Source organism: Streptomyces sp. CB01635 (genome assembly GCF_002803065.1).
Lineage (GTDB): Bacteria > Actinomycetota > Actinomycetes > Streptomycetales > Streptomycetaceae > Streptomyces.
On record NZ_NNBL01000003.1, the window covers coordinates 539,617 to 566,025 of the forward strand.

Annotated in this window: 19 protein-coding genes and 1 pseudogene; 11 read left to right on the forward strand and 9 right to left on the reverse strand. The window is 71.3% G+C overall.

All coding sequences use genetic code 11. From position 1 onward, the window contains the following. Positions 1 to 5: 5 nt before the first annotated feature. The 4 genes and pseudogenes from CG723_RS10620 to CG723_RS10635 form a co-directional block, all read left to right on the forward strand. The gene (locus CG723_RS10620; protein WP_100593029.1) at positions 6 to 710 is read left to right on the forward strand and encodes a CDGSH iron-sulfur domain-containing protein; all 705 of its coding nucleotides are present in this window, start codon (positions 6 to 8) and stop codon (positions 708 to 710) included. Positions 711 to 825: 115 nt separating this feature from the next. Next, positions 826 to 1,542, forward strand: a complete 717-nt coding sequence (locus CG723_RS10625; protein WP_100593030.1) for an ABC transporter permease — start codon at positions 826 to 828, stop codon at positions 1,540 to 1,542. After that, on the forward strand, positions 1,539 to 2,210 hold the full coding sequence (locus tag CG723_RS10630; RefSeq protein ID WP_100593031.1) for an ABC transporter permease: 672 nt from the start codon (positions 1,539 to 1,541) through the stop codon (positions 2,208 to 2,210). Before CG723_RS10625 ends, CG723_RS10630 begins: the two co-directional genes overlap by 4 nt. Next, positions 2,210 to 3,172 (forward strand): annotated as a pseudogene (locus tag CG723_RS10635) (ABC transporter substrate-binding protein); the annotation flags it as partial. The gene CG723_RS10630 and the pseudogene CG723_RS10635, both read left to right, overlap by 1 nt. 29 nt (positions 3,173 to 3,201) lie before the next feature. Here the strand turns inward: CG723_RS10635 and CG723_RS10640 are convergent. The 9 genes from CG723_RS10640 to CG723_RS10680 all read right to left on the reverse strand — a co-directional run bounded on the left by CG723_RS10640 (position 3,202) and on the right by CG723_RS10680 (position 18,158). Continuing rightward, positions 3,202 to 4,365 (reverse strand): ABC transporter ATP-binding protein, encoded by a 1,164-nt coding sequence (locus tag CG723_RS10640; RefSeq protein ID WP_100593032.1) that lies wholly within the window; start codon positions 4,363 to 4,365, stop codon positions 3,202 to 3,204. A gap of 22 nt (positions 4,366 to 4,387) precedes the next feature. Then, entirely contained in the window at positions 4,388 to 5,041 is a 654-nt protein-coding gene (locus CG723_RS10645) for a LutC/YkgG family protein (RefSeq protein WP_100593033.1), read from the reverse strand. Then, on the reverse strand, positions 5,038 to 6,528 hold the full coding sequence (locus tag CG723_RS10650; RefSeq protein WP_100593034.1) for a LutB/LldF family L-lactate oxidation iron-sulfur protein: 1,491 nt from the start codon (positions 6,526 to 6,528) through the stop codon (positions 5,038 to 5,040). The genes CG723_RS10645 and CG723_RS10650 overlap by 4 nt, the downstream gene beginning before the upstream one ends. Next, positions 6,525 to 7,280 (reverse strand): (Fe-S)-binding protein, encoded by a 756-nt coding sequence (locus tag CG723_RS10655; protein ID WP_100593035.1) that lies wholly within the window; start codon positions 7,278 to 7,280, stop codon positions 6,525 to 6,527. The genes CG723_RS10650 and CG723_RS10655 overlap by 4 nt, the downstream gene beginning before the upstream one ends. Before the next feature lie 74 nt (positions 7,281 to 7,354). Next, positions 7,355 to 8,845, reverse strand: coding sequence for a rhamnulokinase (locus tag CG723_RS10660; protein WP_100593036.1), 1,491 nt, complete (start codon positions 8,843 to 8,845; stop codon positions 7,355 to 7,357). Then, entirely contained in the window at positions 8,842 to 10,884 is a 2,043-nt protein-coding gene (locus CG723_RS10665; protein ID WP_100593798.1) for a bifunctional aldolase/short-chain dehydrogenase, read from the reverse strand. Before CG723_RS10665 ends, CG723_RS10660 begins: the two co-directional genes overlap by 4 nt. Positions 10,885 to 10,889: 5 nt before the next feature. Continuing rightward, positions 10,890 to 12,089, reverse strand: a complete 1,200-nt coding sequence (gene rhaI / locus CG723_RS10670) for an L-rhamnose isomerase (RefSeq protein WP_100593037.1) — start codon at positions 12,087 to 12,089, stop codon at positions 10,890 to 10,892. Positions 12,090 to 12,227: 138 nt separating this feature from the next. After that, entirely contained in the window at positions 12,228 to 14,858 is a 2,631-nt protein-coding gene (locus CG723_RS10675; protein WP_100593038.1) for an alpha-L-rhamnosidase-related protein, read from the reverse strand. 84 nt (positions 14,859 to 14,942) lie between these two features. Then, positions 14,943 to 18,158 carry an alpha-L-rhamnosidase gene (locus CG723_RS10680; RefSeq protein WP_100593039.1) on the reverse strand — a complete coding sequence of 1,072 codons (3,216 nt, stop codon included), beginning with the start codon at positions 18,156 to 18,158 and terminating at the stop codon, positions 14,943 to 14,945. 213 nt (positions 18,159 to 18,371) lie between these two features. Here CG723_RS10680 and CG723_RS10685 point away from each other — a divergent pair, with 213 nt between their 5' ends. From CG723_RS10685 to CG723_RS10715, 7 genes are all read left to right on the forward strand, one after another. After that, a complete protein-coding gene (locus CG723_RS10685) occupies positions 18,372 to 19,868 on the forward strand; it encodes a sugar ABC transporter ATP-binding protein (protein WP_100593040.1) in 1,497 nt (498 codons plus the stop codon). 40 nt (positions 19,869 to 19,908) lie between these two features. Next, the gene (locus tag CG723_RS10690; RefSeq protein WP_100593041.1) at positions 19,909 to 20,967 is read left to right on the forward strand and encodes an ABC transporter permease; all 1,059 of its coding nucleotides are present in this window, start codon (positions 19,909 to 19,911) and stop codon (positions 20,965 to 20,967) included. After that, positions 20,960 to 21,949 carry an ABC transporter permease gene (locus CG723_RS10695; RefSeq protein WP_100593042.1) on the forward strand — a complete coding sequence of 330 codons (990 nt, stop codon included), beginning with the start codon at positions 20,960 to 20,962 and terminating at the stop codon, positions 21,947 to 21,949. The genes CG723_RS10690 and CG723_RS10695 overlap by 8 nt, the downstream gene beginning before the upstream one ends. Positions 21,950 to 21,978: 29 nt before the next feature. Then, entirely contained in the window at positions 21,979 to 23,073 is a 1,095-nt protein-coding gene (gene rhaS, locus CG723_RS10700; protein WP_100593043.1) for a rhamnose ABC transporter substrate-binding protein, read from the forward strand. Positions 23,074 to 23,174: 101 nt separating this feature from the next. Next, complete coding sequence (locus CG723_RS10705) at positions 23,175 to 24,197, forward strand: LacI family DNA-binding transcriptional regulator (RefSeq protein WP_100593044.1); 1,023 nt, start codon at positions 23,175 to 23,177, stop codon at positions 24,195 to 24,197. Positions 24,198 to 24,256: 59 nt separating this feature from the next. After that, positions 24,257 to 25,561 carry an alpha/beta fold hydrolase gene (locus CG723_RS10710; RefSeq protein WP_100593045.1) on the forward strand — a complete coding sequence of 435 codons (1,305 nt, stop codon included), beginning with the start codon at positions 24,257 to 24,259 and terminating at the stop codon, positions 25,559 to 25,561. A gap of 84 nt (positions 25,562 to 25,645) precedes the next feature. Continuing rightward, the gene (locus CG723_RS10715; protein WP_100593046.1) at positions 25,646 to 26,404 is read left to right on the forward strand and encodes a PIG-L deacetylase family protein; all 759 of its coding nucleotides are present in this window, start codon (positions 25,646 to 25,648) and stop codon (positions 26,402 to 26,404) included. Positions 26,405 to 26,409 lie beyond the last annotated feature (5 nt).

The window sequence follows — 26,409 nt, forward strand, 5'->3', positions numbered from 1 at the left end:
TCCCCATGCCGGACGCGCAGGACCCCGCCCCGCACTCCGCCTCGGCGCAGGGCGTACGCGTCTCGGAGAACGGGCCGTACCTCGTCACCGGCGGTGTCCCTCTCATCCAGCTCGTCATCGCCACCGACGCGCGGGGCCAGTCCGTCGAGTGGTGGCAGCAACGCACGTACGACACCGAGGAGACGTACGAGCTGTGCCGCTGCGGGCAGTCCGCGAACAAGCCGTTCTGCGACCGCAGCCATGTGCGGGCCGGGTTCGACGGCACCGAGACCGCGAGCCGGCTGCCCTATCTGGAGCAGGCCGACGAGCAGGACGGACCCGAGCTCACCCTCACCGACGCCCAGCCCCTGTGCGCCTTCGCGCGGTTCTGCGACGCCGACGGGCAGGTGTGGAACCTCGTCGAGGAGAAGGGCACCGCCGACGTGGTGGAACGCGAGACGGGCGACTGCCCCTCAGGGCGCCTCGTCGCCTGGAACCTCGCCGAGGGCCGTCCCGTCGAGCCGGAACTCCCGCCGTCCATCGGCATCATCGAGGACCCGCAGGAAGGCGTCAGCGGAGGGATCTGGGTGCGCGGCGGCATTCCGGTGACCGCCGCCGACGGCGCGCCGTACGAGGTCCGCAACCGCGTGACCCTGTGCCGCTGCGGCGCCTCGCGCAACAAGCCGTTCTGCGACGGTACCCACGCGTCGATCGGCTTCAAGGACACCTGACCGGGGCGCACTCCGTCGCGAGGACGCCCGGTCGAGCCGGCTCCGGCACCCGCGGCCGTACGCCGTACGGGTCATCCAGCGCGCCGCCGTCCGCGCCTGCCACTGGAATGGACGAGTGCCCCCATGGAGCGGACCCCTCACCCCGAGCCCCGGCAGCGCGCCGCCCGACGACTGTCTGGCGAACAACGACTGGATCTGCCGCGAGTACCTGAGCACCCGCCGCCACATCCTGCTCGACGCGGTCGTCCAGCACCTCCAGCTCACCGCGCTCGCCGTCCTGATCGCGCTGGTGATCGCCGTGCCGCTCGCCGTTCTCGCTCGCCGCTGGTCCCTCGCGGCAGGCCCCGTCCTCGGGCTGACAACGATCCTCTACACGATCCCGTCGCTCGCGATGTTCTCGCTGCTGCTGCCGGCGTACGGCCTGTCCGCGTCCCTCGTCGTCGCGGGGCTCGTGCTGTACTCGCTCACCCTCCTCGTGCGGAACATCCTCGCGGGCCTGCGCGCGGTGCCCGAAGACACCCGGCAGGCCGCGCGCGGTATGGGATACGGGCCGGTCAGGCTGCTGCTCACCGTGGAGCTGCCCCTCGCCCTGCCGGCCGCGATGGCGGGCCTGCGCATCGCCATGGTCTCCGCCGTCTCCCTCGTCACGGTGGGCGCCATCGTCGGCTACGGCGGCCTCGGCAATCTCATCTACGCGGGCATGAACACGTTCTTCAAGGCCCAGGTCCTCACCGCGTCCGTGCTGTGCGTCGTCATCGCGGTCGTCGCTGACCTGCTGCTGCTCGGGGTGCAGCGGATCCTCACTCCCTGGACGAGAGCGAGCCACGCGTGAAGACCCTCACCGACGCCTGGGGCTGGCTCGCCGACGCCTCGCACTGGTCCGGCGACGACGGCATCTGGCACCGGCTCGCCCAGCACGTCGTCCTGACCCTCGTCTGCCTGGTCATCAGCTGCCTGATCGCCCTGCCCGTCGCGCTCGTCCTCGGCCACCTCGGCAAGGGCGGCGCGCTCGCCGTGAACATCTCCAACGTCGGCCGGGCCGTCCCCACCTTCGCGGTCCTCGTCCTGCTCCTGCTGACCCCGCTCGGCAAGTACGGCGAGGGACCCACCGTCGTCGCCCTGGTGCTTTTCGCGGTGCCGCCGCTGCTCACGAACGCCTACGTCGGGATGCGCGGCGTCGACCGTGACATCGTCCAGGCCGCCCGCGGCATGGGGATGACGGGACGTCAGATGCTGTTCCAGGTGGAGGCGCCCCTCGCCCTGCCGATGATCATGAACGGGGTGCGGATCGCCGCCGTGCAGCTCGTCGCCACCGCGACGATCGCGGCCCTCGCGGGCGGCGGCGGCCTCGGCCGCATCATCACCGCCGGGTTCAACCTGGCGAGCACCCCGCAGGTCGTCGCGGGCGCCGTCCTCGTCGCCGTCTTCGCGCTGCTCGTCGAGGGGGTCTTCGAGCTCGCCGAACGGTTCGCGCCCGCCCTCGCCCGGGGGAGGCCCTGATGAGGGCCTTACGGCGCCGGACAACAGCAACAGCCGTACTCCTCCCGCTTCTCCCGCTGTTTCTGGTCGGCGCATGCTCCGGCGGACCCTCCCTGGAGAACCAGGGCGCGGTGACCGCCCCGCCCGGAGACAGCAAGCACCTCACCATCGGCACGGCCGGCTTCACCGAGAGCGACGTGCTCGCCCAGATGTACGCCCTGCTCCTGAAGCGGGCCGGATACAGCACCAAGATCCTGTCCGTCGCCAACCGCGAACTGTACGAACCCGCCCTGGAATCCGGGCAGATCGACGTCGTGCCCGAGTACGCGGCGACCTTCGCCGACTGGCTCAACGCCAAGACGAACGGCGCCAAGGCCCCACCCGTCGGATCGCCCGACCTCGACGCCACCATGAAGGCGCTGCGCGGCCTCTCCGCCCCGCGCGGGCTCACCGTCCTCGACCCGGGCAAGGCAGTCGACCAGAACGCCTTCGCGGTGACCACCGCCTTCGCGAAGCAGTACCGCCTCAAGACCCTCAGCGACCTCGGCGCGTCCGGCCTGAAGGTGCGGCTCGCGGCGGGCGACGAGTGCGTCCAACGGCCGTACTGCGAGCCGGGCCTGAAGAAGACGTACGGCATCGACGTCACCGGCGTCGACCCCAAGGGCGTCGGCACCACCCAGTCGAAGACGGCGGTCCAGGACGGCAAGGACCAGATGGTGCTCACCACGACGACCGACGCGACCCTGTCCGACTTCGGCCTCGTGCTGCTCGCCGACGACAAGCATCTGCAGAACGCCGACTACATCGTGCCGGTCGTCAACCGGTCGCGGGCGGGCAGCGAGCGCGTCGCCAAGGTCCTCGGCGCGCTGAACTCCGTACTGACCACCCAGGACCTGGCGTCCATGAACCAGCAGGTGGACAGCTGGCGCAGGCTTCCGGAGGACGTGGCGCGCTCGTACCTGGAGTCGAAGGGGCTGCTCAAGAGCTCAACTTCTACGAGGGAGTGGGCCCGTCACGCGTCGGCGACCGAGTCGAAACTCACCTCGTCCCGTGCCACGCCCCGGGCGTCCGCGTCCACCGAGCGGCGCAGCGCCTCATGGAGTTTCGCCGGGGTCAGCACGCCGAGGAAGCGGGCGCCGTCGAGGACGGCGACCCAGCCCGCGTCGTGCTGGAGCATCACGCCGAACGCCTGCTTGAGCGGGGCGCCGACAGGGACCCAGGCGTTCATGCGGTGGGCCAGGTCGCCGACCAGCTCGTCCTCGCCCGCGAGCGACACCTCGTCGATGCCCACCCAGCCGTGCAGATCGCCGTCCGCGTCGAGGACGACGGCCCAGCGCGCGTCCTCGTCACGCAGCCGGGCGGCGGCGTCCCGGGCGGGCTCGCCCGCGCGGGCCACCGCGGGCTGGTCCAGGTCGTCCGGCTCGATCTCCGTCACGGAGAGCCGCTTCAGACCGCGGTCGGCGCCGACGAACTCGGCGACATACGGGGTCGCGGGCGTGCCGAGCACCGCGCCCGGCGTGTCGAACTGCTCGATACGGCCCTGACCGTAAACGGCGATCCGGTCGCCGAGCCTGACGGCCTCCTCGATGTCGTGCGTGACCAGGAGAACCGTCTTGCGCACGGCGGCCTGCATCCGCAGGAACTCGTCCTGCAACTGCTCGCGGACCACCGGGTCGACCGCGCCGAACGGCTCGTCCATCAGGAGCACCGGCGGGTCGGCGGCGAGCGCGCGGGCCACGCCGACGCGCTGGCGCTGGCCGCCCGACAACTGTTCCGGGTAGCGGGACCCGTACAGCTTCGGGTCGAGTCCGACCAGGTCGAGCAGCTCGGCGGCCCGGGCACGCGCCCTGGACTTCTTCCAGCCGATCAGCGCGGGCACGGTCGCCGTGTTGTCGAGGATCGTGCGGTGCGGGAAGAGGCCGACCTGCTGGATGACGTATCCGATGCGGCGGCGCAGCTTGACCGGGTCGACCTCGGAGATGTCCTCGCCGTCGACGAAGATCCGGCCGGACGTGGGTTCGATGAGCCGGTTGACCATCAACATCGTGGTGGTCTTCCCGCAGCCCGACGGGCCGACCAGGGTGACCAGTTCGCCCTCGCCGACTTCGAAGGTCAGGTCGTCCACGGCCATGGTGCCGTCCGCGTACCGCTTGGTGACTTGGTCGAACCGGATCATTCCCTCACGCTAGCCGCGTCCGTCACCCGCCGCTCACCAGCACCACCTCCAGGGTGCGCGGGCCGTGCACGCCCTCGACCCGGTCGAGTTCGATGTCGCTCGTGGCGGACGGACCGGAGATCCACGTCAGGGGACGCGTGGGGTCGAGCCGTTCAAGGGCCTGCGGGACGGAGGAGACGACCTGGTCCGGGACGCGGACGACGCAGATGTGGTGATCGGGGATCAGCGTGATGCGCCTGCGGCCCTGGGCGGGCGAGCCGTCGAGCACGATCGTCCCGGTCTCGGCGATGGCGACCGCGCAGCCCGTGACGACGGCCCCGGACCGGTCCAGCTCCGCGGCGGTGCTGACCGCGCGGTCGTGGATACGCGGCGGGTCGGCGGCCGACATCCACTCGGGCGGCAGCCCCGGCGGTACCAGCACGGTGTCCGGCCAGCGCTCGTTGAGCAGCCGCATGATCAGACAGGGCAGCTCCTCCGGGTCCGTGCGGTGCACGATCGCCCGGTAGTCAGCCAGGTTCTCCGCGAGCAGGTCGACGGTCTCCTCGGTGGTCCGGGCGCCGTGCTCGCGCCGGTACTCCCGGTCCACGGCCGTCTCGTACGACTCGGGCGCATCGCCCCGGGGCGCCTCTCCCAGCGCGCGCCGCACCCGGCCCAGGATGATGTCCCTGCTGCTCACTTGCCGCTCTCCTTGTCGCCGTGCGTGCGCTGCCACCAGTCCCTGAAGGGCTCCGCCGGCACCAGCGGCAGATCCCGCGTCGCGCTCCAGGCCCGGCCGGGACCGGGGAGCGTTCGAGGATGGAAGCGGCGCGTGCGCGAGGCCACGCGCTGGCCGGCGCGCAGCGCCCCGGGGTGGGTGAACGCCCAGCCGGCCGCGCGCATCGCCGCCCGCTCAGCCGCATGCCCCTTCGCCGGCTTCAGGACCACCCTGTTGCCGTGCCGGGTGGCCGGCCCGCCCTGCACGATCCGCTCGCGCAGATGGACGAGGACCTCGGGGATGTCGATGGCGACCGGGCACACCTCGTAACAGGCGCCGCACAGGCTGGAGGCGTAGGGGAGCGAGGCGTCGATCTCGCTGGCCGTGCCTCTCAGTTGAGGGCTGAGGATCGCGCCGATGGGGCCGGGGTAGACGGAGCCGTATGCGTGCCCGCCGGCCCTCTCGTACACCGGGCACACGTTCAGGCAGGCCGAGCAGCGGATGCAGCGCAGGGCTTGGCGGCCGACCTCGTCGGCGAGGGTGTCGGTGCGGCCGTTGTCGAGGAGGACGAGGTGGAAGGCGCGCGGGCCGTCCGCGGTCTCGGCGTCGCTGGTGCCGGTCCACATCGACGTGTACGGGTTCATGCGCTCGGCCGTCGAGGAGCGGGGGAGCGTCTGGAGGAAGACCTCGAGGTCGCGCCAGGTGGGGACGATCTTCTCGATGCCGACGACGGAGATCAGGGTCTCGGGGAGGGTGAGGCACATGCGGCCGTTGCCCTCGGACTCGACGACGACGAGGGTGCCGGTCTCGGCGACCATGAAGTTCGCGCCGGAGATGCCGACCTTGGCGCGCAGGAACTTCTCGCGCAGGTGGAGGCGTGCGGCCTCGGCCAGCTCGGCGGGGGTGTCCGTCAGACCCTCGGGCGCCGGGCGGCCCCACGCGCCCATCTCCTTGGCGAAGATGTCGCGGATCTCGCCGCGGTTGCGGTGGATGGCCGGGACGAGGATGTGGGAGGGGCGGTCGTGGCCGAGCTGCACGATGAGTTCGGCGAGGTCGGTCTCGTAGGCGTGGATGCCCTCGGCCTCCAGCGCCTCGTTCAGTCCGATTTCCTGGGTGGCCATCGACTTGACCTTGACCACTTCGGACTCGCCGGTCTCCTTGACCAGGCGCGTCACGATCCGGTTGGCCTCGTCGGCGTCGGCGGCCCAGTGGACGACGCCGCCCGCCGCGGTGACCGCCTCCTCCAACTGCACGAGATAGGTGTCGAGATGGCGGAGCGTGTGGTCCTTGATCTGCTTGCCGGCCTCGCGCAGGAGCGCCCAGTCGTCGAGCTCCGCGACGGCCTTGGCGCGCTTGTCGCGGATGGTGTGCGTGGCGTGCCGGAGGTTCGCGCGGAGGGTGGTGTTGCCGACGGCCTCATGGGCGGCCTTCGGGAATGCAGGCATGCCGACGAAGGTGCTGCCGCTCATGACAGGGGCTCCTCTTCCGTGCTCGCCAGGATCTCCGCGATGTGGACGGGGCGCATCGCGGTGTGCAGGCGGGACATCGTGCCGCCGAGGTGCATCAGGCAGGAGTTGTCCGCCGCGCACAGGACGTCGGCGCCGGTCGACCCGGCGTTGCGGACCTTGTCCTCTCCCATCGCCGCCGAGACATCGGAGTTCTTCACCGCGAACGTGCCGCCGAACCCGCAGCACTCCTGTGCACCCGGCAGCTCCTTGAGCTCAAGTCCCTTGACCGCCTTGAGCAGCTGGTAGGGCCGCTCGCCGAGGCCGAGGGAGCGCAGGCCGTGGCACGTCGGGTGGTACGTCACCGTGTGCGGGTAGTACGCGCCCACGTCCGTCACGCCGAGCACGTCCACCAGGAACTCGGTGAGCTCGTACGTCTTCGGTACGACCGGCGCCAGAGTGGCCGCGAGCGCGTCGCCGCGGCCCTCCGCGCGGGCGCGCTCGCCCATTCGCGGATACAGCTCGCGCACCATCGCCCCGCATGACCCCGACGGCGTCACGATCGCGTCGTATTCACCGAATACATCGGAGAACTTCCGGGCGAGCGGCTCCGCCTCATGGCGATAGCCGGTGTTGTAGTGCGCCTGCCCGCAACAGGTCTGCCCCATCGGGAAGTCGATGTCGACACCCAGCCTGGTCAGGAGTTTCACCACCGCACGGCCGGTGTCCGGATAGAGCGTGTCGTTGACACACGTCAGGAACAGTGCGACGCGCATCGCGGCCCCTTCGTATCGATCATCGGATGGGTGCAGGGTACGCGGCAGGCGGCCCGGAGGGGAGACACCTGGCGTCACCGTTCGGCGAGACGCCGCTCGGCGGCCCGCCACGCGGTGTGGTTCCCCCGCGGTTCGTACCGGGTCAGGGACTGGGTGCGGGCGAGGAGTTCGCGTATCGCCTCCCGTTCGCCGACGAGGCCATGGGCGCGCGCCTGCACGAGTACGTTGCCCAGGGCCGCCGCCTCGGCCGGGCCCGCCACCACCGGGAGACCGCACGCGTCGGCGGTCAGCTGGCACAGCAGGGCGTTACGGGCGCCGCCGCCCACGATGTGCACGACGTCGACCGCGTGGTCGGCCAGGCGTGCCGCGTCGACGATCGCCCGCCGGTGCGCGAGCGCCAGGGAGTCGAGGATGCACCGGGTCGTCTCGGCCCGGGTGCGCGGCACGGGCTGGCCCGTGGCCCGGCACGCCTCGGCGATGCGCTCGGGCATCCGGCCCGGGGCGAGGAACGCGGCATCACCCGCGTCCACCACCGATCGCAGCGGCGCGACGGCCCCCGCCTCCCGCAGCAGCACCCCCAGTTCGGGATCCCCCCAGGAGCGCAGGCACTCCTGGAGCAGCCACAGGCCCATGATGTTGCGCAGATAGCGGACCGTGCCGTCCAGGCCCAGCTCGTTCGTGAAGTTCGCGGCGCGGCTCGCCTCGCTCAGGACAGGGGCGTCGAGTTCGAGACCGGCCAGCGACCAGGTGCCGGTGCAGATGTAGGCGAACCGCTCGCCGGGTGCGGCCGGGACGGCGGCCACCGCGGAGGCCGTGTCGTGCGAGCCGACGGCCGTCACGGGAACCGGACCCGTCAGCCCCGTCTCCTCCAGGACCTCCTGCAGCAGCTGTCCCGCCGGCTCCCCGGGCCGCCGCAGCGGCGCGAAGAGCCCGAGATCGACTCCGAGGCGCTCGGCGACCGAGGATGCCCACTCACCGGTGCGCGGGTCGATCAGCTGGGTCGTCGAGGCGTTGGTCACCTCAGTACCCTGCTCGCCGGTCAGCCAGTACGAGATCAGATCGGGGATCAGCAACAGGCGGCGCGAAGCCGCCAGTTGAGCGGAGCCCTGTGCCGCCACGAGCTGGTAGAGCGTGTTGAACGGCGCGTACTGCAGCCCTGTCGCCGCATACAGCTCTGCCGCCGGCACGCTCGCCCACACCTTCTCCGCCACGCCCTCGGTGCGCCCGTCGCGGTAGTGCACGGGCTGGCCGAGCAGCGCGCCGTCCGCGTCGAGGAGGCCGTAGTCCACGGCCCAGCTGTCGATACCGACGGACGCGAGCCGCCCGCCCGCCGTCGCTCCCGCGGCCCGCAGCCCGTCAAGCACACCCGCGTACAGGCCGAGCACGTCCCAGCGCAGCCCCTCCGGAAGCCGCACCGGACGGTTGGGGAAGCGGTGGGCCTCCACCAGGCCGAGGCTGCCGGGGCCGACCCGGCCGATCATGACGCGCCCGCTGGAGGCACCCAGATCGACCGCGGCGAACGCGCCCTCGCGCGCCCCCACCGAACCCCTCGCCACGGAGCTCATCGCAGGAAGGCCGCGGCGACGCCGGCGTCCACGGGTATGTGCAGCCCCGTCGTGTGCGTGAGGTCCCCGGCCGTCAGGGCGAACACCGCGTTCGCGACATGCTCCGGCAGCACCTCGCGCTTGAGGAGGGTCCGCTGCGCGTAGAACTCGCCGAGCTTCTCCTCCTCGATCCCGTACGTCGCCGCGCGCTGCGCCCCCCAGCCGCCCGCGAAGATCCCGGAACCGCGCACCACACCGTCCGGATTCACCCCGTTGACCCGGATGCCGTGCTCGCCCAACTCGGCTGCCAGGAGCCGGACCTGATGTGCCTGATCGGCCTTGGTCGCGGAGTACGCGACGTTGTTCGGGCCCGCGAACACCGCGTTCTTCGAGGCGATGTACACGAGGTCGCCGCCCAGCCCCTGCGCCCGCATGACACGGGCGGCCTCGCGCGAGACGAGGAAGGAGCCGCGCGCCATGATGTCGTGCTGGAGGTCCCAGTCGCGGGCCGTGGTCTCCAGGAGCGGCTTCGAGATGGAGATGCCCGCGTTGTTCACCACGAGGTCGACCCCGCCGAACGCCAGGACCGCCGCCCCGAACGCCTCGACGATCTGCTCCTCCGACGTCACATCGACCGTGACGGCCACCGCCTTGTCGGGACCGCCCAACTCCTCGGCCACGGCGGCCGCGTTGTCCCCGTTCAGATCCGCGACCACCACGCACGCGCCCTCCGCCACGAGCCTGCGGGCGATCGCCTTCCCGATGCCGCTGCCCGCGCCCGTCACGAGCGCGACCCGCGTGGCGAGCGGCTTGGGCTTCGGCATCCGGCGGAGCTTGGCCTCCTCCAGGGACCAGTACTCGATGCGGAACTTCTCCGACTCCTCGATCGGCGCGTACACCGACACGGCTTCGGCGCCCCGCATCACATTGATCGCGTTGACGTAGAACTCGCCCGCGACGCGCGCCGTCTGCTTGTCCTTGCCGAAGCTGAACATGCCGACGCCGGGCACGAGCACGATCGCCGGATCGGCTCCCCGCATCGCCGGCGAGTCCGGGCCCGCGTGCCGCGCGTAGTAGGCCGCGTACTCCTCGCGGTACTCGGCGTGCAGTTCCTTCAGGCGCGCGACCGCCTCGTCCAGGGGGGCGGACGGCGGCAGGTCGAGGACCAGGGGCCTGACCTTCGTACGGAGGAAGTGGTCGGGGCAGGACGTGCCGAGGGCCGCGAGGCGCGGGTGCTCGGTGCGCGACAGGAAGTCGAGCACGACGTCCGAGTCGTCGAAGTGGCCCACCTGGGGGCGGTCCTGCGAGGCGAGCGCCCTGATGAACGGGGCGAGCGCGGCGGCCCGCTCCCTTCGCGCCGCCGGTCCTGCGCCGGTGTATCCCGCGAGCAGCGGTCCGAACGGCTCGGCCCTGCCCCGCTCGGCGAGGAACGCCTCCGCGGTACGGATGATGTGCAGGGAGCGCCGCTCGCACTCCTGTGCCGTGTCGCCCCACGCCGTGATGCCGTGACCGCCGAGGACGCAGCCGATCGCGCGCGGGTTGGCCTCCTTGACCGCGGCGATGTCCAGGCCGAGCTGGAACCCGGGCCTGCGCCAGGGCACCCACACCACGGTGTCGCCGAAGCACTCGGCGGTGAGCTTCTCGCCGTCCGCGGCGCAGGCGAGCGCGATCCCGGAGTCGGGGTGCAGATGGTCCACGTGCGCCGCGTCCACCAGGCCGTGCATCGCGGTGTCGATGGACGGCGCGGCGCCGCCCCGGCCGTGCAGGCAGTAGTCGAACGCGGCGACCATCTCGTCCTCGCGCTCCACCCCCGGATAGACGCCCTCCAGCGCGCGCAGCCGGTCCAGGCGCAGGACCGCGAGCCCGTCGGCCGTGAGTGTCCCCAGGTCACCGCCGGAGCCCTTGACCCACATCAGCTCGACGTCACCGCCGGTCACCGGGTCGGTCGACGTGCCCTTCGCCGAGGTGTTGCCCCCCGCATAGTTCGTATTGCGCGGATCCGCGCCCAACCGGTGTGAACGCTCAAGGAGTTCGTTCACGCATGCGTGCTGCTCCGCCATGTCGCTCATGCCCCCCATCCGGCCTGTACGCCTCCGACGCGGTCCTTCACGATCCGCTCCTGCCATCCTGACCGCCGGTAGGCCGCCATGGGATCCGGGTCGAGCCCCAGCTCTTCCCTGACCTCCCCCAGTAGGGGACGCACGTCCGTGTTGTACGCGTCCATCAGCACCCCGTTGGCCGCCAGCACGTCGCCCTCCCGCTGCGCCGCCGCGAGCGCCTCGGTGTCGATGAGCAGAGCCTTGGCCGTCGCCTCCTGGACGTTCATCACCGAGCGGATGATCGCGGGGATCTTGGCCTCGATGTTGTGGCACTGGTCGAGCATGAACGCGATCCCGGAGTCGGCGTCCAGACCGCCGCCCCGCCGCACCTCGTACAGGATCCTGAACAGCTGGAAGGGGTCCGCCGCGCCGACCATCAGGTCGTCGTCCGCGTAGAAGCGCGAGTTGAAGTCGAACGCGCCGAGCCGGCCCTCCCGCAGCAGGAACGCGACGATGAACTCGATGTTGGTGCCCGGCGCGTGATGCCCGGTGTCCACACACACCTGCGCCTTCTCGCCGAGTTTGAGGCAGTGCGCGTACGACGTGCCCCAGTCCGGCACGTCGGTGGCGTAGAAGGCGGGCTCGAAGAGCTTGTACTCGAGCACCATGCGCTGGTCGTCGCCCAGCCGCTCGTACACGGTCCGCAGTGCCTCTTCGAGCCGGTCCTGGCGGTCCCTGAGGTCGTCCTGGCCGGGGTAGTTGGTGCCGTCGGAGAACCACAGCTTCAGATCGCGCGAGCCGGTGGCGTCCATGATGTCGACGCACTCCAGGAGGTGGCCGACGGCCTTGCGTCGCACCGCGGGGTCCGGGTTGGTGACGCTGCCCAGCTTGTAGTCGTCGTCCTGGAAGACATTGGAGTTGACCGCGCCCAGCTTCACGCCGCGCTCCTCGGCGTACGCGGCGAGCTTCGCGTATCCCTCGGGTCCGCCCTCGACGCGGTCCCACGGTATGTGCAGCGCCACGGTCGGCGCGGCCCCCGTGAACGCGTGGACCTGCGCGGCGTCGTCGAGCTTCTCCCGCGGGGTGCGGGGCACGCCGGCCTGGGCGAACACCTTGAAGCGGGTGCCCGAGTTTCCGTATGCCCAGGACGGTGTCTCGATCGACTGGCGCTTCAGGACGGCCTTGGCGGCCGCTGTCCGCGCCTCGTGTGCTGTGGACCCGGTCATGTCTCTCCTGTGAACGAACGATCGTTGTGAAACGATTCAAAGCCTGACGCTAAAGGGCCGTGCGGGGTGTGTCAACGGCCCCGCACGGCCTTGTCGGTGACGCGCCTGCGGCCCGATCGCCCAGGCCGCAGGCACAGTTCAGCTCTTGTACGTCAGCGTGAAGCGGTGGGTGCCCGGCGCGAGCCCGGAGACCGTCACACGGCCGGAGTCCATGCGCGCCCCGGGCGCCGCGGATCTGCCGTCCCGCCAGAGCGTCCGCCCGCCGGAACGCACGGTCGCGCCCCGGCCGTCCGTGGGCAGCGCGAGGACCCCCCGAGTGCCCCGCGGCGCACGTACGGTCAAGGCGAACGTGTCGCCCTCACGCTCCCACTCCACGCCCAACGGCCCATGTGGCGTGGGAAGTTCACCCCGCGCCCAGCGCACCGAGCCGGTGCACGGACGCACCTCCCAATCGGCGTACCCAGGCGAGGTCGGCTTCGCGCCGAGCAGCTGATGGGTGAGCGCGGGCAGCACTCCGGTGGACCACCCGTGCGCCATGCTCGTGTACGCGCCCTCGTACAGCGAGCCGTTCGGGCCGATGCCCTCCCAGTGCGTGATGCCGGGGTCGTGGCTCTCCATCCAACCGTAGGTGCGCTTGATCTGGTCGATCGCCGAGTCGGCCAGGCCGCTCTCGAAGCGCGCCACGAACTCCGGGTACGAGGTGAAGGCGTACACCCGCTGGGAGGCACCGCCGAAGAGGGTGTCGTTGTCCATGAAGGCGTTGCCGTACCGGCGTTTCGTCGTCGCGTCCAGGTGAGCGAGCGCCGACGCCGCCCGCTCCGCGCCCGCGACGCCCGACGTGATGGCGATCGCGTTGCCGTCCTGCGCGTGCCGGACGGCGCCGGTCGCGGAGTCCAGATAGGCGCCCGCCGCCTCGTCCCACAGATGCGTGTTGACCGCCCGAGCGACCTTGTCCGCCCGCTCCCGCCACCGCGCCGCGTCCGCGCCCCGGCCCACGTGGTCCGCGATCCGGGCCGCGTCCCTCAGCGCCTGCACATAGTTGGCGTTGTAGTAGGTGACGCGCCCTGTGCGCCCGAGGAACGCGTAATCCCCGTACCCGGACGTGCCGTTGAGGCCCTTGCTCAGCAGGCCCGCGTCGTCCGTCACGCTCGGGTACCACGTGTCGAGGACCTTGACGAGCTGCGGGTAGTAGCGCTCGGCGTAGTCCTTGTCGCCGGTGTAGAGGACGTAGTCCCAGCTGCACGTCACCCACCACAGCGGGTAGTCGAACAGCGGGAGCGTGTAGCGGTTGATGGAGGCCGGCGGGATCCAGCCGTCGGCCCGCTGGTGCTCGGCGAGGTCCGCCAGCACGTTGCGCGCGGCTTCGGCCGCGTCGTCGTGCGTGAGATAGAGGGTGCGTCCCGCCACCGCCACGTCGCCGACGTACGGATCGCGGTCCCGCTTCGCGCCGTCGTGCAGGACGAGCTTCCCGTCGAGCGACGCGCTGAAGGCGTCCCGCGGGTCCACGTCGTCCTCACGGAACGTGTCGACGACCAGCTCGTTCGTGTACGAGGCGCCGTACCAGTAGCGGTTCAGCTCCTCGTCGGAGCACAGGAACCAGCCGCGGTACGACTGCGGTGTGCCGAGATACGCCGTGAAGTCGAGCGACACGGAGTCCACGGCCACGGTGCCCCACGGCTGTGCGGCGGGAGCGTCGGACGGCAGCGCGTCCAGCGTGATCCTGAGATAGCGGAAACCGTGCAGGCCGTCCGCGTACACCTTGTCGCCGCCCGAGGCGTAGCCCTTTCGGTCCGTCCACTTGGCGCCACCCGCAGGGACGGCGTACTGGTCCGTTCCCTTCGAGGCGCCGCCCGCCTGGTCGTTGCGGGTGAAGTCGGAGCGGTCGGTGAGGAACTGGAGCGTCTCGGAGAAGGCGAGGCGCACCCCCGGGTGGTTGTCGGACGCCGAGGCGAAGTCGACCATCGGGTAGCCGACAACGACCTTGCCGAAGTCGAGCGTCACGCTCGGCGCCACCACCGGGTCCACGGCCTCGGGCCAGACCTCGTTGATCCGCGTGAACACGCCCCGCCCGAGGTCCTGGGCCGACGTGACCGTGATCCGCACCCGTGCCGTGGACACCGGCGCGTCGAAGCGGACGGCGCGCTGCACCGCGCTGTTGCCGGTGACGGCGGCGACCTTCCGCCAGTCCGAGCCCACCCAGGCGTCCACAGTGAAGTCGGTGGGGACGCCGTCCGTGTCGGACACCACGGTCAGGCCCGACAGCGTGAGCGCATCGGGCGCCGTCACCGTCAGGGTGTCGGGGAAGGTGCGCTCGGTGTCGTCGTTCCAGAACGTGTCGAGGTCGCCGTCGACGGCGTGCTGCGCGTCGTACGTGCGCGGTTGGCCGTCCCCTCCATTGTTGCCGGCGTGCGTGGTGGAGCCTTCCGCGGTGGTTCCGTCGGGCCAGCGCGGTGGCGCGGGAGGCTCGGGGCGGCGCAGGACGGTGACCTGGCCGCCGGGTTTGAGGAGGGCGTCGGGACGCGTCACGTCACCGGCGGACCGGACGATCCGTACCGGTCGCACCGTACGGCTGGACGGCGCCTGGACGTAGCGGTGCCAGGCCGCATCCGCGACCGGTCCGGCGGCCGATCCCCGAACCGCCGTCGCAGCCGCGGCCGTTCCCGGGCCCAGGAGGGGCAGCCCGGCCGCGGCCAGCACCGCCCCGCCCACACCCGCTCCGAGCACGGCGCGCCGGTCGGGCCCCTGTGCTGTCTTCGCTTCATCCGTCACGTCTGTGTGCCTCCGTCTGCCCGCACCGGGACCGGGCAGGAGTGAATCGATTTAGGCATGGGCTCATCTGGGCCTCGCGGTACGTCAGTTGGAGAAGCGGTGGGTGCCGGACGCCGCCGCGAAGACGGCACACCCGTCGTCCATGCGGAGGAACTTCGCCGCGCCGTGGGCGACCTCGGCCGCGTCGGAAGCGGGGATCCACACCTCGGCGGTCGTGTTGGCCGGCACGGTGAGCGTGAGCCGGAACCCGTCGGAGTCCACCGACCACTTGGTGCTGATCGGCCCCTGGACGGAGTCGTAGCGCCCCTCAGCTCGCGTGATCCCGCCACCGGGCCGTGGCCGCACGAGGATCTTGCGGAAGCCCGGCTCGGCCGGCGCGATACCGGCGATGTTCGCGTACATCCACTCGCCGACCGAGCCGTACGCGTAGTGGTTGAACGAGTTCATCCCGGCGTCCTGGAAGCTGCCGTCCGGCCTGATGGAGTCCCAGCGCTCCCACATCGTCGTAGCGCCCCTGTCGATCTGGTAGCCCCAACTGGGGAACGACCGCTGGACGAGCAGCCGGTAGGCGACGTCGGTGTGACCGGCCGCGGTGAGGACGGGCAGCAGGCGCGGAGTGCCGAGGAACCCCGTCGACAGGTGCCAGTCCTTGGCCTTGATGAGAGCGACGAGACGGTCGGCGGCGGGACCCCGGTCGGCCTGCGCGAGCAGGTCCATCGACAGCGCGAGCACATACGCGGTCTGCGTGTCGCCCTTCACCTTGCCGCCGTCCGAGACGTACGCCGCGCGGAACGCGTCACGCACACTGCCGAACAGCGAGGTGTACGGGGCCGGGTCCTTGCCCAGCGCCTTCGCCGCCCGCGCGACGAGGTCGGCGGCGTGGGCGAAGTAGGCCGTGCCGATGACGTCCTTGGGCGTCTCGTCCTGGAGGTTGAGCCAGTCGCCGAAGCCCTCGGCGGGGCGCAGGAAACCGCTGCTGTGCTTCTCCAGGTAGTCGAGCCACTTCAGCATCGACGCCCAGGACTGTTCGAGGACGCGCATGTCGCCGTACGCCTGGTACAGCGCCCAGGGAACGGTCACGCCCGCGTCGCCCCAGCCCGCGACGCCGTTGCCGACGCCGGGCATGTCGGGGGCCACGTTCGTGAAGGCGCCCTCGTCGCTCTGGCCGTCGCGCAGGTCGCCGAGCCACTTGGTGAGGAAGCGGGCCGACTCCATGTTGTAGGCGGCCGTCGGCGCGAAGACGTTGATGTCGCCGGTCCAGCCGAGCCGCTCGTCGCGTGCCGGAGTGTCGGTGGGGATGGAGACGAAGTTGCCGCGCTGCCCCCAAGTGATGTTCTGGTGCAGTTGGTTGAGCATCGGTACGTTCGTCGAGAAGTCCATGGTGAAGGGCGCCGACGTGTGGATGACCCGCCCCACGACGGCGTCGAGCGGCGGCTTGCCGGGGTAGCCGGTCACCTCGACGTAGCGGAAGCCGTGGAAGGTGAACCGCGGCTCGTAGGTCTCCTTGCCGCCGCCCTTGAGCGTGTACGTGTCGGTGGCCTTCGCCGTCCGGAGGTTGGCGGTGTAGATCGTGCCGTCCGGGTTGAGGACCTCGGCGTGCCGCAGCCGCACGGTGGTGCCGGCCTTCCCGGCGACGGTGAGGCGGACCGCGCCGACCATGTTCTGGCCGAGGTCGTAGACGAACACGCCGGGCTTCGGCTCGGTCATCTTCCGTGCGGGCAGCTCCCGTTCGAGGCGGGTGGGACCGCCTGCCTCGGCCACCAGGGCGGCGCTCACCTTGTCGACGGCGGTGGCCGCGACCCAGCCGGAGTCGTCGAACCCGGCGCGCGTCCAGCCGTCGGTCTCCAGGCGTGCGTCGTACTCCTCGCCCGCCATCAGGTCGGCCTCGGTGACGGGCCCGGTCGAGGCGTGCCAGTCCGTGCCGGACAGCACCCGCTCGGTCGAACCGTCGGTGTACGTGACCTCCAACTGGGCCAGGAACGCGGGCCGTTCGCCGTACTGATGCGGGCCGAACCAGGCGATGTTCCCGGCGTACCAGCCGGCGGCGACCGTCGCCCCGAGCGCGTTGGCCCCGGATTTCACCAGTTTCGTCACGTCGTACGTCTGGTACTGGACGCGCTTGCGGTAGTCCGTCCAGCCCGGCGCGAGCCGGTCCTCGCCGACCCGCTCGCCGTTGATGTGGGCCTCGTACAGGCCGAGCGCCGACGCGTAGAGGCGCGCCCGCGCGACGGACCTGCCCTTGAGCCGGAACTCGTGGCGCAGCTGGGCGGCGGGGGAGTGCGACGGCGCGACCTTGCCCCACGGGCCCGAACCCCACTTCGCGAGCGCCTTCGCCGCCTTCCACGAGGAGTCGTCGAAGCCGGCCGACTTCCAGTCACCGGCGGGCTCCTGGTCGGCGGCCTTCCAGTCGGCGCCCGTGGCGAAGATCTTCACCCCGTCCGCCGTCGTCAGCTCCAGGAGGCCGAGGAGGCCGGCGGGGCTGTCCGTGGCGTTGACGGCGGCGACGGACAACACAGCGCTACCGGAGCGGAGTTGGGCGGTGACGTCGACGACGGCCGGGCGGCGCCAGTTCTCCGCCGGGCCGTCCGGGTCGGCGTGCGCCACCTCGGTGCCGTTCACGTACGCGGTGTAGCCGTCGTCGGCGGTCATCACCAGGCGGGCCCGGGTCAGGCCTTCGGGTACGTCGGCACGGCCACGGAAGTAGCGGGTTCCCGCCGGGGCGCCGGCGGCCGGGTCGCCTTCGGGGAACCAGATCCAGGAGGCGTCGTCGAGCGCGGGCGTCCCGATCAGCGCCGCGGGCGCGCCGATCCACCGGGCCGACCAGTCCGACGCGGCGGTCAGACCGGTCTCCCACCAGGACGGCTCGCTCCACTCGGAGGCCCGGCCCGTGGTGTCCCAGATTCGGACCGTCCAGTAGTAGCGGGTACGCGCGGCCAGGGCGGGGCCCGCGTAGGGGACGAGGGTGGACTCGGGGGAGTCGACCTTTCCGCTGTCCCACACGTCGGGGTCGCCGAGGCGGCTCGCGGTGGTGGCGACGCGTATCTGACAGGCGCTCTGGGCCCGGCCCGGTTCGTCCGACACCAGGGGCCAACTCAGCCTGGGATGCGGCACGTCGAGGCCGAGCGGGTGCCTCACGTACTCGACGGTGGGCGCGCTCACGCGCACGGCCTTCGCGGCCCGAGTCCTTGCGGCGGCTCCCGAGGCGGGCGCGGCCTGCGCGGCTCCCGGTGCGGCGGAGGCGATGGCCGTCCCCAGGGCGGCTGTCGCGGTCGTGCTGAGCAGTCGTCTTCTGCTGATCACACTAGGCTCCATACGACTCGGCTATGAATCGTTTCAGGGAGGGAAGCTAGGGTGACGAAAGTGGCCTGTCAAGGGTTTGCCGCAGCGTCGCAACGGGTTGACGGATTTCCAAGTCCCCACCATTGACGCCGCTGTTGGTACGGGGCTAGCTTCCGTGCAATCTGTTTGAAACCTTTCATAGTCAGCTCTTCAGACCCGATCGGTGCCATTCCCATGAGAGAGCCCCCCGTCCTGGCCGTAGAGGGACTCGACAAGTCCTTCGGTGCCGTGCGCGCCCTCCACGGCGTGTCCCTGCAGCTCCACGCCGGAGAGGCACACGCCCTCGCCGGAGAGAACGGCGCGGGGAAGTCCACCCTCATCAAGACGCTCGCCGGGGTCCACCGGCCCGACGCCGGCACCGTGCTCATCGACGGCGAGCCCGTCACCCTGCACGGACCCGCCGACGCCCGCGACGCCGGGATCGCGGTCATCTACCAGGAGCCCACGCTCTTTCCGGACCTCTCCGTCGCCGAGAACATCTTCATGGGGCGCCAGCCCCGCCGCTCCCTCGGCCGGATCGATCACAAGGCGGTCAACGCCGCGGCCGCCGCGCTCTTCGCGCGCCTCGGCGTCGACCTCGACCCCGAGCAGCCCGCGCGCGGCCTGTCCATCGCCGACCAGCAGATCGTCGAGATAGCAAAGGCGCTCTCCTTCGACGCCCGGGTCCTGATCATGGACGAGCCGACCGCCGCGCTCACCGGCAGCGAAGTGGCGCGCCTCTTCGCCGTGGTGCGCACCCTGCGCGAACAGGGCTCCGCCATCCTCTTCATCTCCCACCGCCTGGAGGAGATCTTCGGGCTCTGCCAGCGCGTCACGACGCTGCGCGACGGGACCCTGATCGCGAGCGAACCCGTCGAGGGGCTGACCGAGGACGACCTCGTACGCCGCATGGTCGGCCGCGACCTCGACGAGCTCTACCCCAAGCAGGCAACCGACATCGGCGCGGTCGCCCTGAGCGTGCGCCGCCTCACCCGCGAAGGCGTCTTCACCGACGTGTCGTTCGACGTGCGGCGCGGCGAGATCGTCGGCCTCGCGGGGCTCGTCGGCGCCGGTCGCAGCGAGGTCGCCCGGGCGGTGTTCGGCATCGACCGCCGGGACGCGGGCACCGTCGAGGTCGACGGCCGCGCGCTCGTCAACGGCGCCCCGAGCACCGCGATGGCCGCCGGACTGGCCCTCGTGCCCGAGGACCGGCGCGCCCAGGGCCTCGTGATGGGCATGTCGATCGAACGCAACATCGGGCTCACGGGGTTGCGCACGACCGCGCGGGCCGGACTCATGGACCGTGGGGCCGAGCGCAGCCGCTCACTGGACTGGGCCATGAAGCTCCAGGTCAAGTACGCGCGGATCGCCGACGCGGTCGGCACGCTGTCCGGTGGCAACCAGCAGAAGGTCGTCCTCGCCAAGTGGCTCGCCACCGGCCCCCGTGTGCTGATCGTCGACGAGCCGACGCGCGGCATCGACGTCGGCACCAAGGCCGAGGTGCACCGGCTGCTGTCCGGACTCGCCGCCGACGGCGTCGCGGTGCTGATGATCTCGTCCGACCTGCCGGAGATCCTCGGCATGGCCGACCGCGTACTCGTCATGCACGAGGGCCGCCTCACGGCGGAGATCCCGCGTACCGAGGCGACGGAGGAGTCCGTGATGGCGGCGGCGACGGGGAGGGCGGCGTGATGCGTGGCCCGAGCGAAGCGAACCCCGGAAGGAGGACCCCATGACCGTCACCGCGCAGCCGCCCGCGCCCGCTGTCGATCCCGACAAGGCCGGCGGTACCCGTCTCGTCGACCGGGTCTTCAAGATGCGTGAACTCGCCATCCTGCTGGTCTTCCTGGTGATGATCGGCGTCACCCAGGCCGGCAACAGCGAGTTCCTCTCGGAGCAGGGCATCAAGGACCTGCTCCTCAACGCCACCATCCTCGTCCTCGTCGCCACCGGGCAGGCGCTGGTCGTCATCACGCGGAACGTCGACCTGTCCGTCGGCTCGACCCTCGGCATCAGCGCCTTCGCCGCCGGTGACTACCTCCACGGCGGCGGCAACTCCGTCGTCGCGATCACGCTCGCCGTCGCCCTGGGCGTCGGCTGCGGGCTCCTCAACGGTGCCCTCGTCAGCCTCGGCCAGGTACCGGCCCTCGTCGTCACCCTCGGCACGCTCTACGTCATCCGCGGCATCGACTCCATCTGGGTCGGCTCGCGGCAGATCACGGCGTCCGATCTGCCGGGCGGATACGTCGACTTCGGCTCCGGCGGCATCTCCGCGGTGCCGTATCTCGCGCTGATCGCCCTCGCCGTCCTGATCGCGGTGGCGTACTACCTGCGGCACTTCGGCGGCGGGCGCGAGCTGTACGCGCTCGGCTCCAACCCGGAGGCCGCGCGCCTCGCGGGCATCCCCGTGCGCCGCCGGATCCTCGCCGCGTACACCGCGTGCGGGGCGCTCGCCGGGCTCGCGGGCGCCCTGTACCTCGCCCGCTTCGGCAACGTCGACTCCGCCACCGGCAACGGCTACGAACTCACCGTCGTCAGCGCCGTCGTGGTCGGCGGCGTCGCCTTCACCGGCGGCTCCGGCAGCGTCTACGGCGCGGCCCTCGGCGCGCTCCTGCTGACGTCCGTCAACAGCGTGCTGCCCGCCCTGGGCGTCAGCTCGGTGTGGGTGCTCGCGATCAACGGCGTCCTGCTGGTCCTCGCCATCGCCGTCGACCGGGTCGTCGCCCTGCGCGTCGCCAAGGCACTGAAGAAGAGGGCTGCATTCAATAGAAGGAGTAGCCGCCATGGCTGATCTCCCCCTCGCCCGCGCCGTCCGGTGGGACACCGTGGTGGGCGCACTCCTGGTGGTGCTGCTCCTGGCGTCGTTCTCCTTCGTCGACGGCTTCGGCAACGCGCTCAACCTGTCGTTCCTGCTCGGCAACACCCTGCCCATCGCGCTGATCGCGCTCCCGATGACCCTCCTGGTGGTCGCAGGCGAGATCGACCTCTCCGTCGCCTCGACGGCCGGCCTGTCCGGGGCCGTGATGGGCTCCCTGTGGAACGCGGGAACGGCCATCGAGACGATCATCCCGCTGTGCCTCGTCCTCGGCATCGTCTGCGGGCTCGTCAACGGCCTCCTGGTGACCCGCCTCGGGCTGCCCTCCCTCGCCGTCACCATCGGCACCATGGCCGCCTACCGCGGCATCGCCCAGATCATCCTCGGCTCGGACGCGGTCACCGACTTCCCCTCGCAGTACCTGGACTTCGCGGCGGGACGCATCGGCGACACCTTCCTGCCGTACGCGTTCCTGCCCTTCCTCGCGCTGCTCGCCATCGCGGTCGTCATCCTGCACGCGACGCCGTTCGGCCGCTCCCTCTTCGCGATCGGTGCCAACGAGGAGGCGGCGCGCTTCGCCGGTATCCGCGTCCGGCGCCACAAGCTGTGGCTGTTCGTCGCCACCGGCCTCATGGCCTCCCTGACCGGCGTGTTCTGGGCCCTGCACTACGCCAGCGCCCGCTACGACAACGCCACCGGGCTCGAACTGTCCGTCGTCGCCGCCGTGCTGCTCGGCGGCATCGACTTCGACGGAGGCAAGGGCACACTCGGCGGCGCGATCGCCGGAGTGTTCCTGCTCGGCGCCCTCCAGAACGCGATGAGCCTGCTCAACGTCTCCGCCCAGTCGCAGATCGTCGTCACCGGCGTCCTGCTCGTCGTCTCCGTGCTCGGACCCCGCGTCGCCCGGCAGCTCGCGACCGCCCGAGCGGGCCGCCAGGCCACCACCCCCTCGCACTGACCTCACGCACCGCCCGAAAGGGGCCCACGATGTCCGCACCCGCACCCGCACCCGCACTCCGCCGAGCCTGCCTCGCGCTCGCCGCCGTCACCTCGCTCGCGCTCGCCGCCACCGCGTGCGGCGGCACCACCAAGGACTCGGCGAAGGACGACGACGCCGGGACGTCCTCCCACGCCAAGGCCGACCCGGGAGCCGCGACCAAGAAGGGCCTGAAGGTCGCCTTCCTGCCCAAGCAGGTCAACAACCCGTACTTCACGACCGCCGACAAGGGCGGCGAGAAGGCCGTCACCGAGCTCGGCTCGACGTACAAGGAGACCGGCCCCAACAGCGCCACCGACACCAGCGGGCAGGTCAGTTACGTCAACACGCTCACCCAGCAGCAGGTCGACGCCATGGCCGTCTCGGCGCAGGACCCCGGCGCCCTGTGCACCGCCCTCAAGCAGGCCATGAAGAACGGGATCAAGGTCGTCACGTACGACTCGGACACCAAGCCCGAGTGCCGTAACGCGTTCGTCTCGCAGGCCAGCGCCGAGGCGCTCGGCCGCACCCAGGTCCAGCTCCTGGGTGAACAGATCGGCTACAAGGGCGACATCGCGATCCTGTCCGCCGCGCAGACCGCGACGAACCAGAACACCTGGATCGACTTCATGAAGGACGAGCTGAAGAAGCCCAAGTACAAGGACATGAAGCTGGTGAAGGTCGCGTACGGCAACGACGACGCCCAGCAGTCCTTCCAGCAGACCCAGGGCCTCCTCCAGGAACACCCCAAGCTCGCCGGGATCATCTCCCCGACCACCGTCGGCATCAAGGCCGCCGCCCAGTACCTGTCCGGCTCCAAGTACAAGGGCAAGGTCGCCCTGACCGGCCTCGGCACCCCCAACGACATGCGCAAGTACGTCAAGAACGGCACCGTCGAGGGCTTCGAGCTGTGGGACCCGGCCAAGCTCGGCGAGCTCGCCGCCCGCACCGCCGTCGCGCTGTCCTCCGGGCAGATCACCGGCAAGGAGGGCGAGACCTTCAAGGCCGGCGGCATGGGCACCTTCACCATCGGCAAGGACGGTGTGATCGACCTCGGCAAGCCCACCGTCTTCGACCGGAAGAACATCGACGACTACCACTTCTGAGGGCGCCGTCCTCCGAGTCCCCCGTCCCCACCGCCACCAGCGCATTCACGGGTAATCTGAACCATTCCCGTCGCTCATCGCCCCATGGAGGTCCCCGCCCGATGGCCCAGTCGGTGGGTATCAAGGACGTCGCCCGCGCCGCCGGAGTCTCCGTCGGCACGGTCTCGAACGTCATCAACCGCCCGGACTCCGTCGCTTCCGACACCAGGGCCCGGGTGCTGTCCGCCATCGACCGGCTCGGCTACGTACGCAGTGAGTCGGCGCGCCAACTGCGCGCCGGCCGCAGCCGCATCATGGGGCTGCTCGTCCTCGACATGGGCAACCCGTTCTTCGTGGACGTCGCGCGCGGCGCCGAGCGTGCCGCGCGCGACGCGGGGCTCGGCGTCATGGTGTGCAACAGCGCGCAGAACCCCTCCGAGGAGGCCGAGTACCTCTCCCTGTTCGCCGAGCAGCGCGTGCGGGGCGTGCTCCTCACCCCGGCCGAGGCGAGCGGCCGCAACATCGAGAGCTTCCGCCGGCACGGCATCCCGTTCGTGCTCGTCGACCGCGTCGCCGAGGGCACCTCGGAGTGCTCCGTGTCCGTGGACGACGTCACCGGCGGCGCGCTCGCCGTGCGCCACCTTGTCGACGCCGGACACCGCAGCATCGCCTACGTCAGCGGACCGCCCGCTCTCAACCAGGTCAAGGACCGCCGCACCGGCGCCCTCCAGGCCCTGGCCGAGGCGGGCCTCCCGGCCGGAGCGCTGCGCGAACTGCCCACGGAGCGGCTCGACGTCGGGGCGGGACGCGACGCCGGGGCCCGCCTGCTCGGCCTCGCCGATCGCCCCACCGCCGCGTTCTGCGCCAACGACCTGCTCGCCCTCGGTGTCCTCCAGGCGATGTACGCGGCCGGTGTACGGGTCCCCGAGGACATCGCGATCGTCGGCTACGACGACATCGAATTCGCCTCGGCCGCCACGGTGCCCCTGACCTCCGTACGCCAGCCCGCCGTCACCATGGGAGCGATGGCAGCCGAACTCCTCCTGGAGGAGACGGAACCCGCGAGCGGCGAGCCCCACCGCCACCGCAGGGTCGTCCTCCAGCCCGAGCTGGTCGTACGGGGGTCGAGTCTGGGCTCGCGCTGACATGTGCTGAACTGAGCGGACACTGCACATCGCATTCCGAACGCCGCCCAGGAGCCTCCTTGACGACCGCCACATACCGCCAGCCCGGTGTCGTCCTCACCGACCGCCGCTTCACCGTGCCGCTCGACCACGACCACCCCGAGGGCGAGAGCATCGAGCTGTTCGCCCGGGAGGCGGTGGCCATCGGCAAGGAACACGCGAATCTCCCGTGGCTCCTCTACCTCCAGGGTGGCCCCGGATTCGGCGCGAACCGCTTCTCCGGCAAGCAGGCCTGGCTCGGCACGGCGCTCCAGGACCATCGGGTGCTCCTCCTCGACCAGCGCGGCACCGGCAGCTCCACCCCGGCCAACCGGCAGACGCTCCCGCTGCGCGGCGGCCCGCGCGAACAGGCCGACTACCTCGCGCACTTCCGCGCCGACTCGATCGTCCGCGACTGCGAGGTGATCCGCAGCGAGGTGACCGGCGGCTCCCCCTGGACGGTCCTCGGCCAGAGCTTCGGCGGGTTCTGCGCCACCCACTATCTGTCGACGGCCCCCGAGGGCCTCACCGCCGCCGTCATCACCGGCGGGCTGCCCACGCTCGACGGTCACGCGGACGACGTCTACCGCGCCGCGTACCCGCGCATCGAACGCAAGGTCGCCGCCCACTACGCGCGCTACCCGCAGGACGTCGAACGCGCCCGCCGCATCGCCGAGTACCTCGCCGAGCACGAGCCCGTACTGAACGGCGGCTACAAGCTGACCGTCGAGGCGTTCCAGTCCCTCGGCATCCTGCTCGGCGGGACCGGCGGCAGCGACCGCCTGCACTACCTCCTCGAGGACGCCTTCGTCCGCACGCCCGGCGGCGTCGAACTGTCCGACGCCTTCCAGGAGGACGTACAGGCCACGCTCTCCTACGCCGGACATCCGCTGTACGCGCTCGTGCACGAGGCCATCTACGGGCAGGACGCCCGGCCCACGAACTGGTCGGCCGAGCGGGTACGCGGTGAGTTCTCCCAGTTCGACGCCGGGAAGACGCTCGCCGGTGACGGGCCCCTGCTCTTCACGGGCGAGTCCGTGCACCCGTGGATGTTCGACTGCGACCCGGCCCTGCGCCCCCTGCGCGAGACCGCCGAACTCCTCGCCGCCCGCACCGACTGGGCCCCGCTCTACGACCCCGCGCGCCTGGCCGCCAACGAGGTGCCGGCCGTCGCCGCCGTCTACCACGACGACATGTACGTCGACACGGACCACGCCCTGCGCACGGCACGCACCATCAAGGGCCTGCGCACATGGGTCACCGACGAGTTCGAGCACGACGGACTGCGGGCCGGTGCGCCGCGCGTCCTCGACCGGCTGCTGGCCATGGTGCTCGGCGACATCTGACACACGCCGGCGGGGGAGGCGCGACGGCTTTCCCCGCCCGCGAAAGCCTCCGCATCGCGGACGGCACCGCATTAGGGTGCGGCCATGACCGAGCCGAAGATCCAGAACGCTGCCCGCGACCAGCTGCAGCCCATGCCCGAGGACTGGCAGCGCGCCCTCGCCGTCGTGGCGCACCCGGACGACCTCGAATACGGCTGCTCCGCGGCGATCGCCGCCTGGACCGACGGCGGACGCGAGGTCGCGTACGTCCTCGCCACCCGCGGAGAGGCCGGCATCGACACCCTCGAGCCCGCCAAGTGCGCACCCCTGCGCGAACAGGAGCAGCGCGCGAGCGCCGCCGTCGTCGGCGTGGACACCGTCGAGTTCCTCGACCACAAGGACGGCGTCGTCGAGTACGGGACGGTGCTGCGCCGCGACATCGCCGCCGCGATCCGCAGGCACCGGCCCGAACTCGTCATCACGCTCAACCACCGCGACACCTGGGGCGGCGTCGCCTGGAACACCCCCGACCATGTCGCCGTCGGCCGCGCCACCCTCGACGCGGCGGCGGACGCGGGCAACCGCTGGATCTTCCCCGAGCTGATCGAGCAGGGCCTCGAGCCGTGGAACGGCGTGCGCTGGGTCGCCGTCGCGGGCTCGTCGTCGCCCACGCACGCGGTCGACGCGACGCCCGGTATCGAACGGGCCGTGCACTCACTGCTCGAACACCGCACGTACATCGAGGTGTTGACGGACGAGGACCCCGAGACCTACTGCCGCTCGTTCCTCACCGGCAACGTCCAGGCCGTCGCGGAGCGCTTCGGCGGCACACCGGCCGTGCCGTTCGAACTCTTCAGTCGGTAGGACCC

Bases quoted from the DNA above. Each gene is read 5' to 3' on its own strand.
- CG723_RS10620 (WP_100593029.1), top strand. From the start codon at position 6: ATGCCGGACGCGCAGGACCCCGCCCCGCACTCCGCCTCGGCGCAGGGC.
- CG723_RS10640 (WP_100593032.1), bottom strand. From the start codon at position 4,365: ATGATCCGGTTCGACCAAGTCACCAAGCGGTACGCGGACGGCACCATG.
- CG723_RS10650 (WP_100593034.1), bottom strand. From the start codon at position 6,528: ATGAGCGGCAGCACCTTCGTCGGCATGCCTGCATTCCCGAAGGCCGCC.
- CG723_RS10655 (WP_100593035.1), bottom strand. From the start codon at position 7,280: ATGCGCGTCGCACTGTTCCTGACGTGTGTCAACGACACGCTCTATCCG.
- CG723_RS10660 (WP_100593036.1), bottom strand. From the start codon at position 8,845: ATGAGCTCCGTGGCGAGGGGTTCGGTGGGGGCGCGCGAGGGCGCGTTC.
- CG723_RS10665 (WP_100593798.1), bottom strand. From the start codon at position 10,884: ATGGCGGAGCAGCACGCATGCGTGAACGAACTCCTTGAGCGTTCACAC.
- rhaI (WP_100593037.1), bottom strand. From the start codon at position 12,089: ATGACCGGGTCCACAGCACACGAGGCGCGGACAGCGGCCGCCAAGGCC.
- CG723_RS10685 (WP_100593040.1), top strand. From the start codon at position 18,372: ATGAGAGAGCCCCCCGTCCTGGCCGTAGAGGGACTCGACAAGTCCTTC.
- CG723_RS10690 (WP_100593041.1), top strand. From the start codon at position 19,909: ATGACCGTCACCGCGCAGCCGCCCGCGCCCGCTGTCGATCCCGACAAG.
- CG723_RS10695 (WP_100593042.1), top strand. From the start codon at position 20,960: ATGGCTGATCTCCCCCTCGCCCGCGCCGTCCGGTGGGACACCGTGGTG.
- rhaS (WP_100593043.1), top strand. From the start codon at position 21,979: ATGTCCGCACCCGCACCCGCACCCGCACTCCGCCGAGCCTGCCTCGCG.
- CG723_RS10705 (WP_100593044.1), top strand. From the start codon at position 23,175: ATGGCCCAGTCGGTGGGTATCAAGGACGTCGCCCGCGCCGCCGGAGTC.
- CG723_RS10715 (WP_100593046.1), top strand. From the start codon at position 25,646: ATGACCGAGCCGAAGATCCAGAACGCTGCCCGCGACCAGCTGCAGCCC.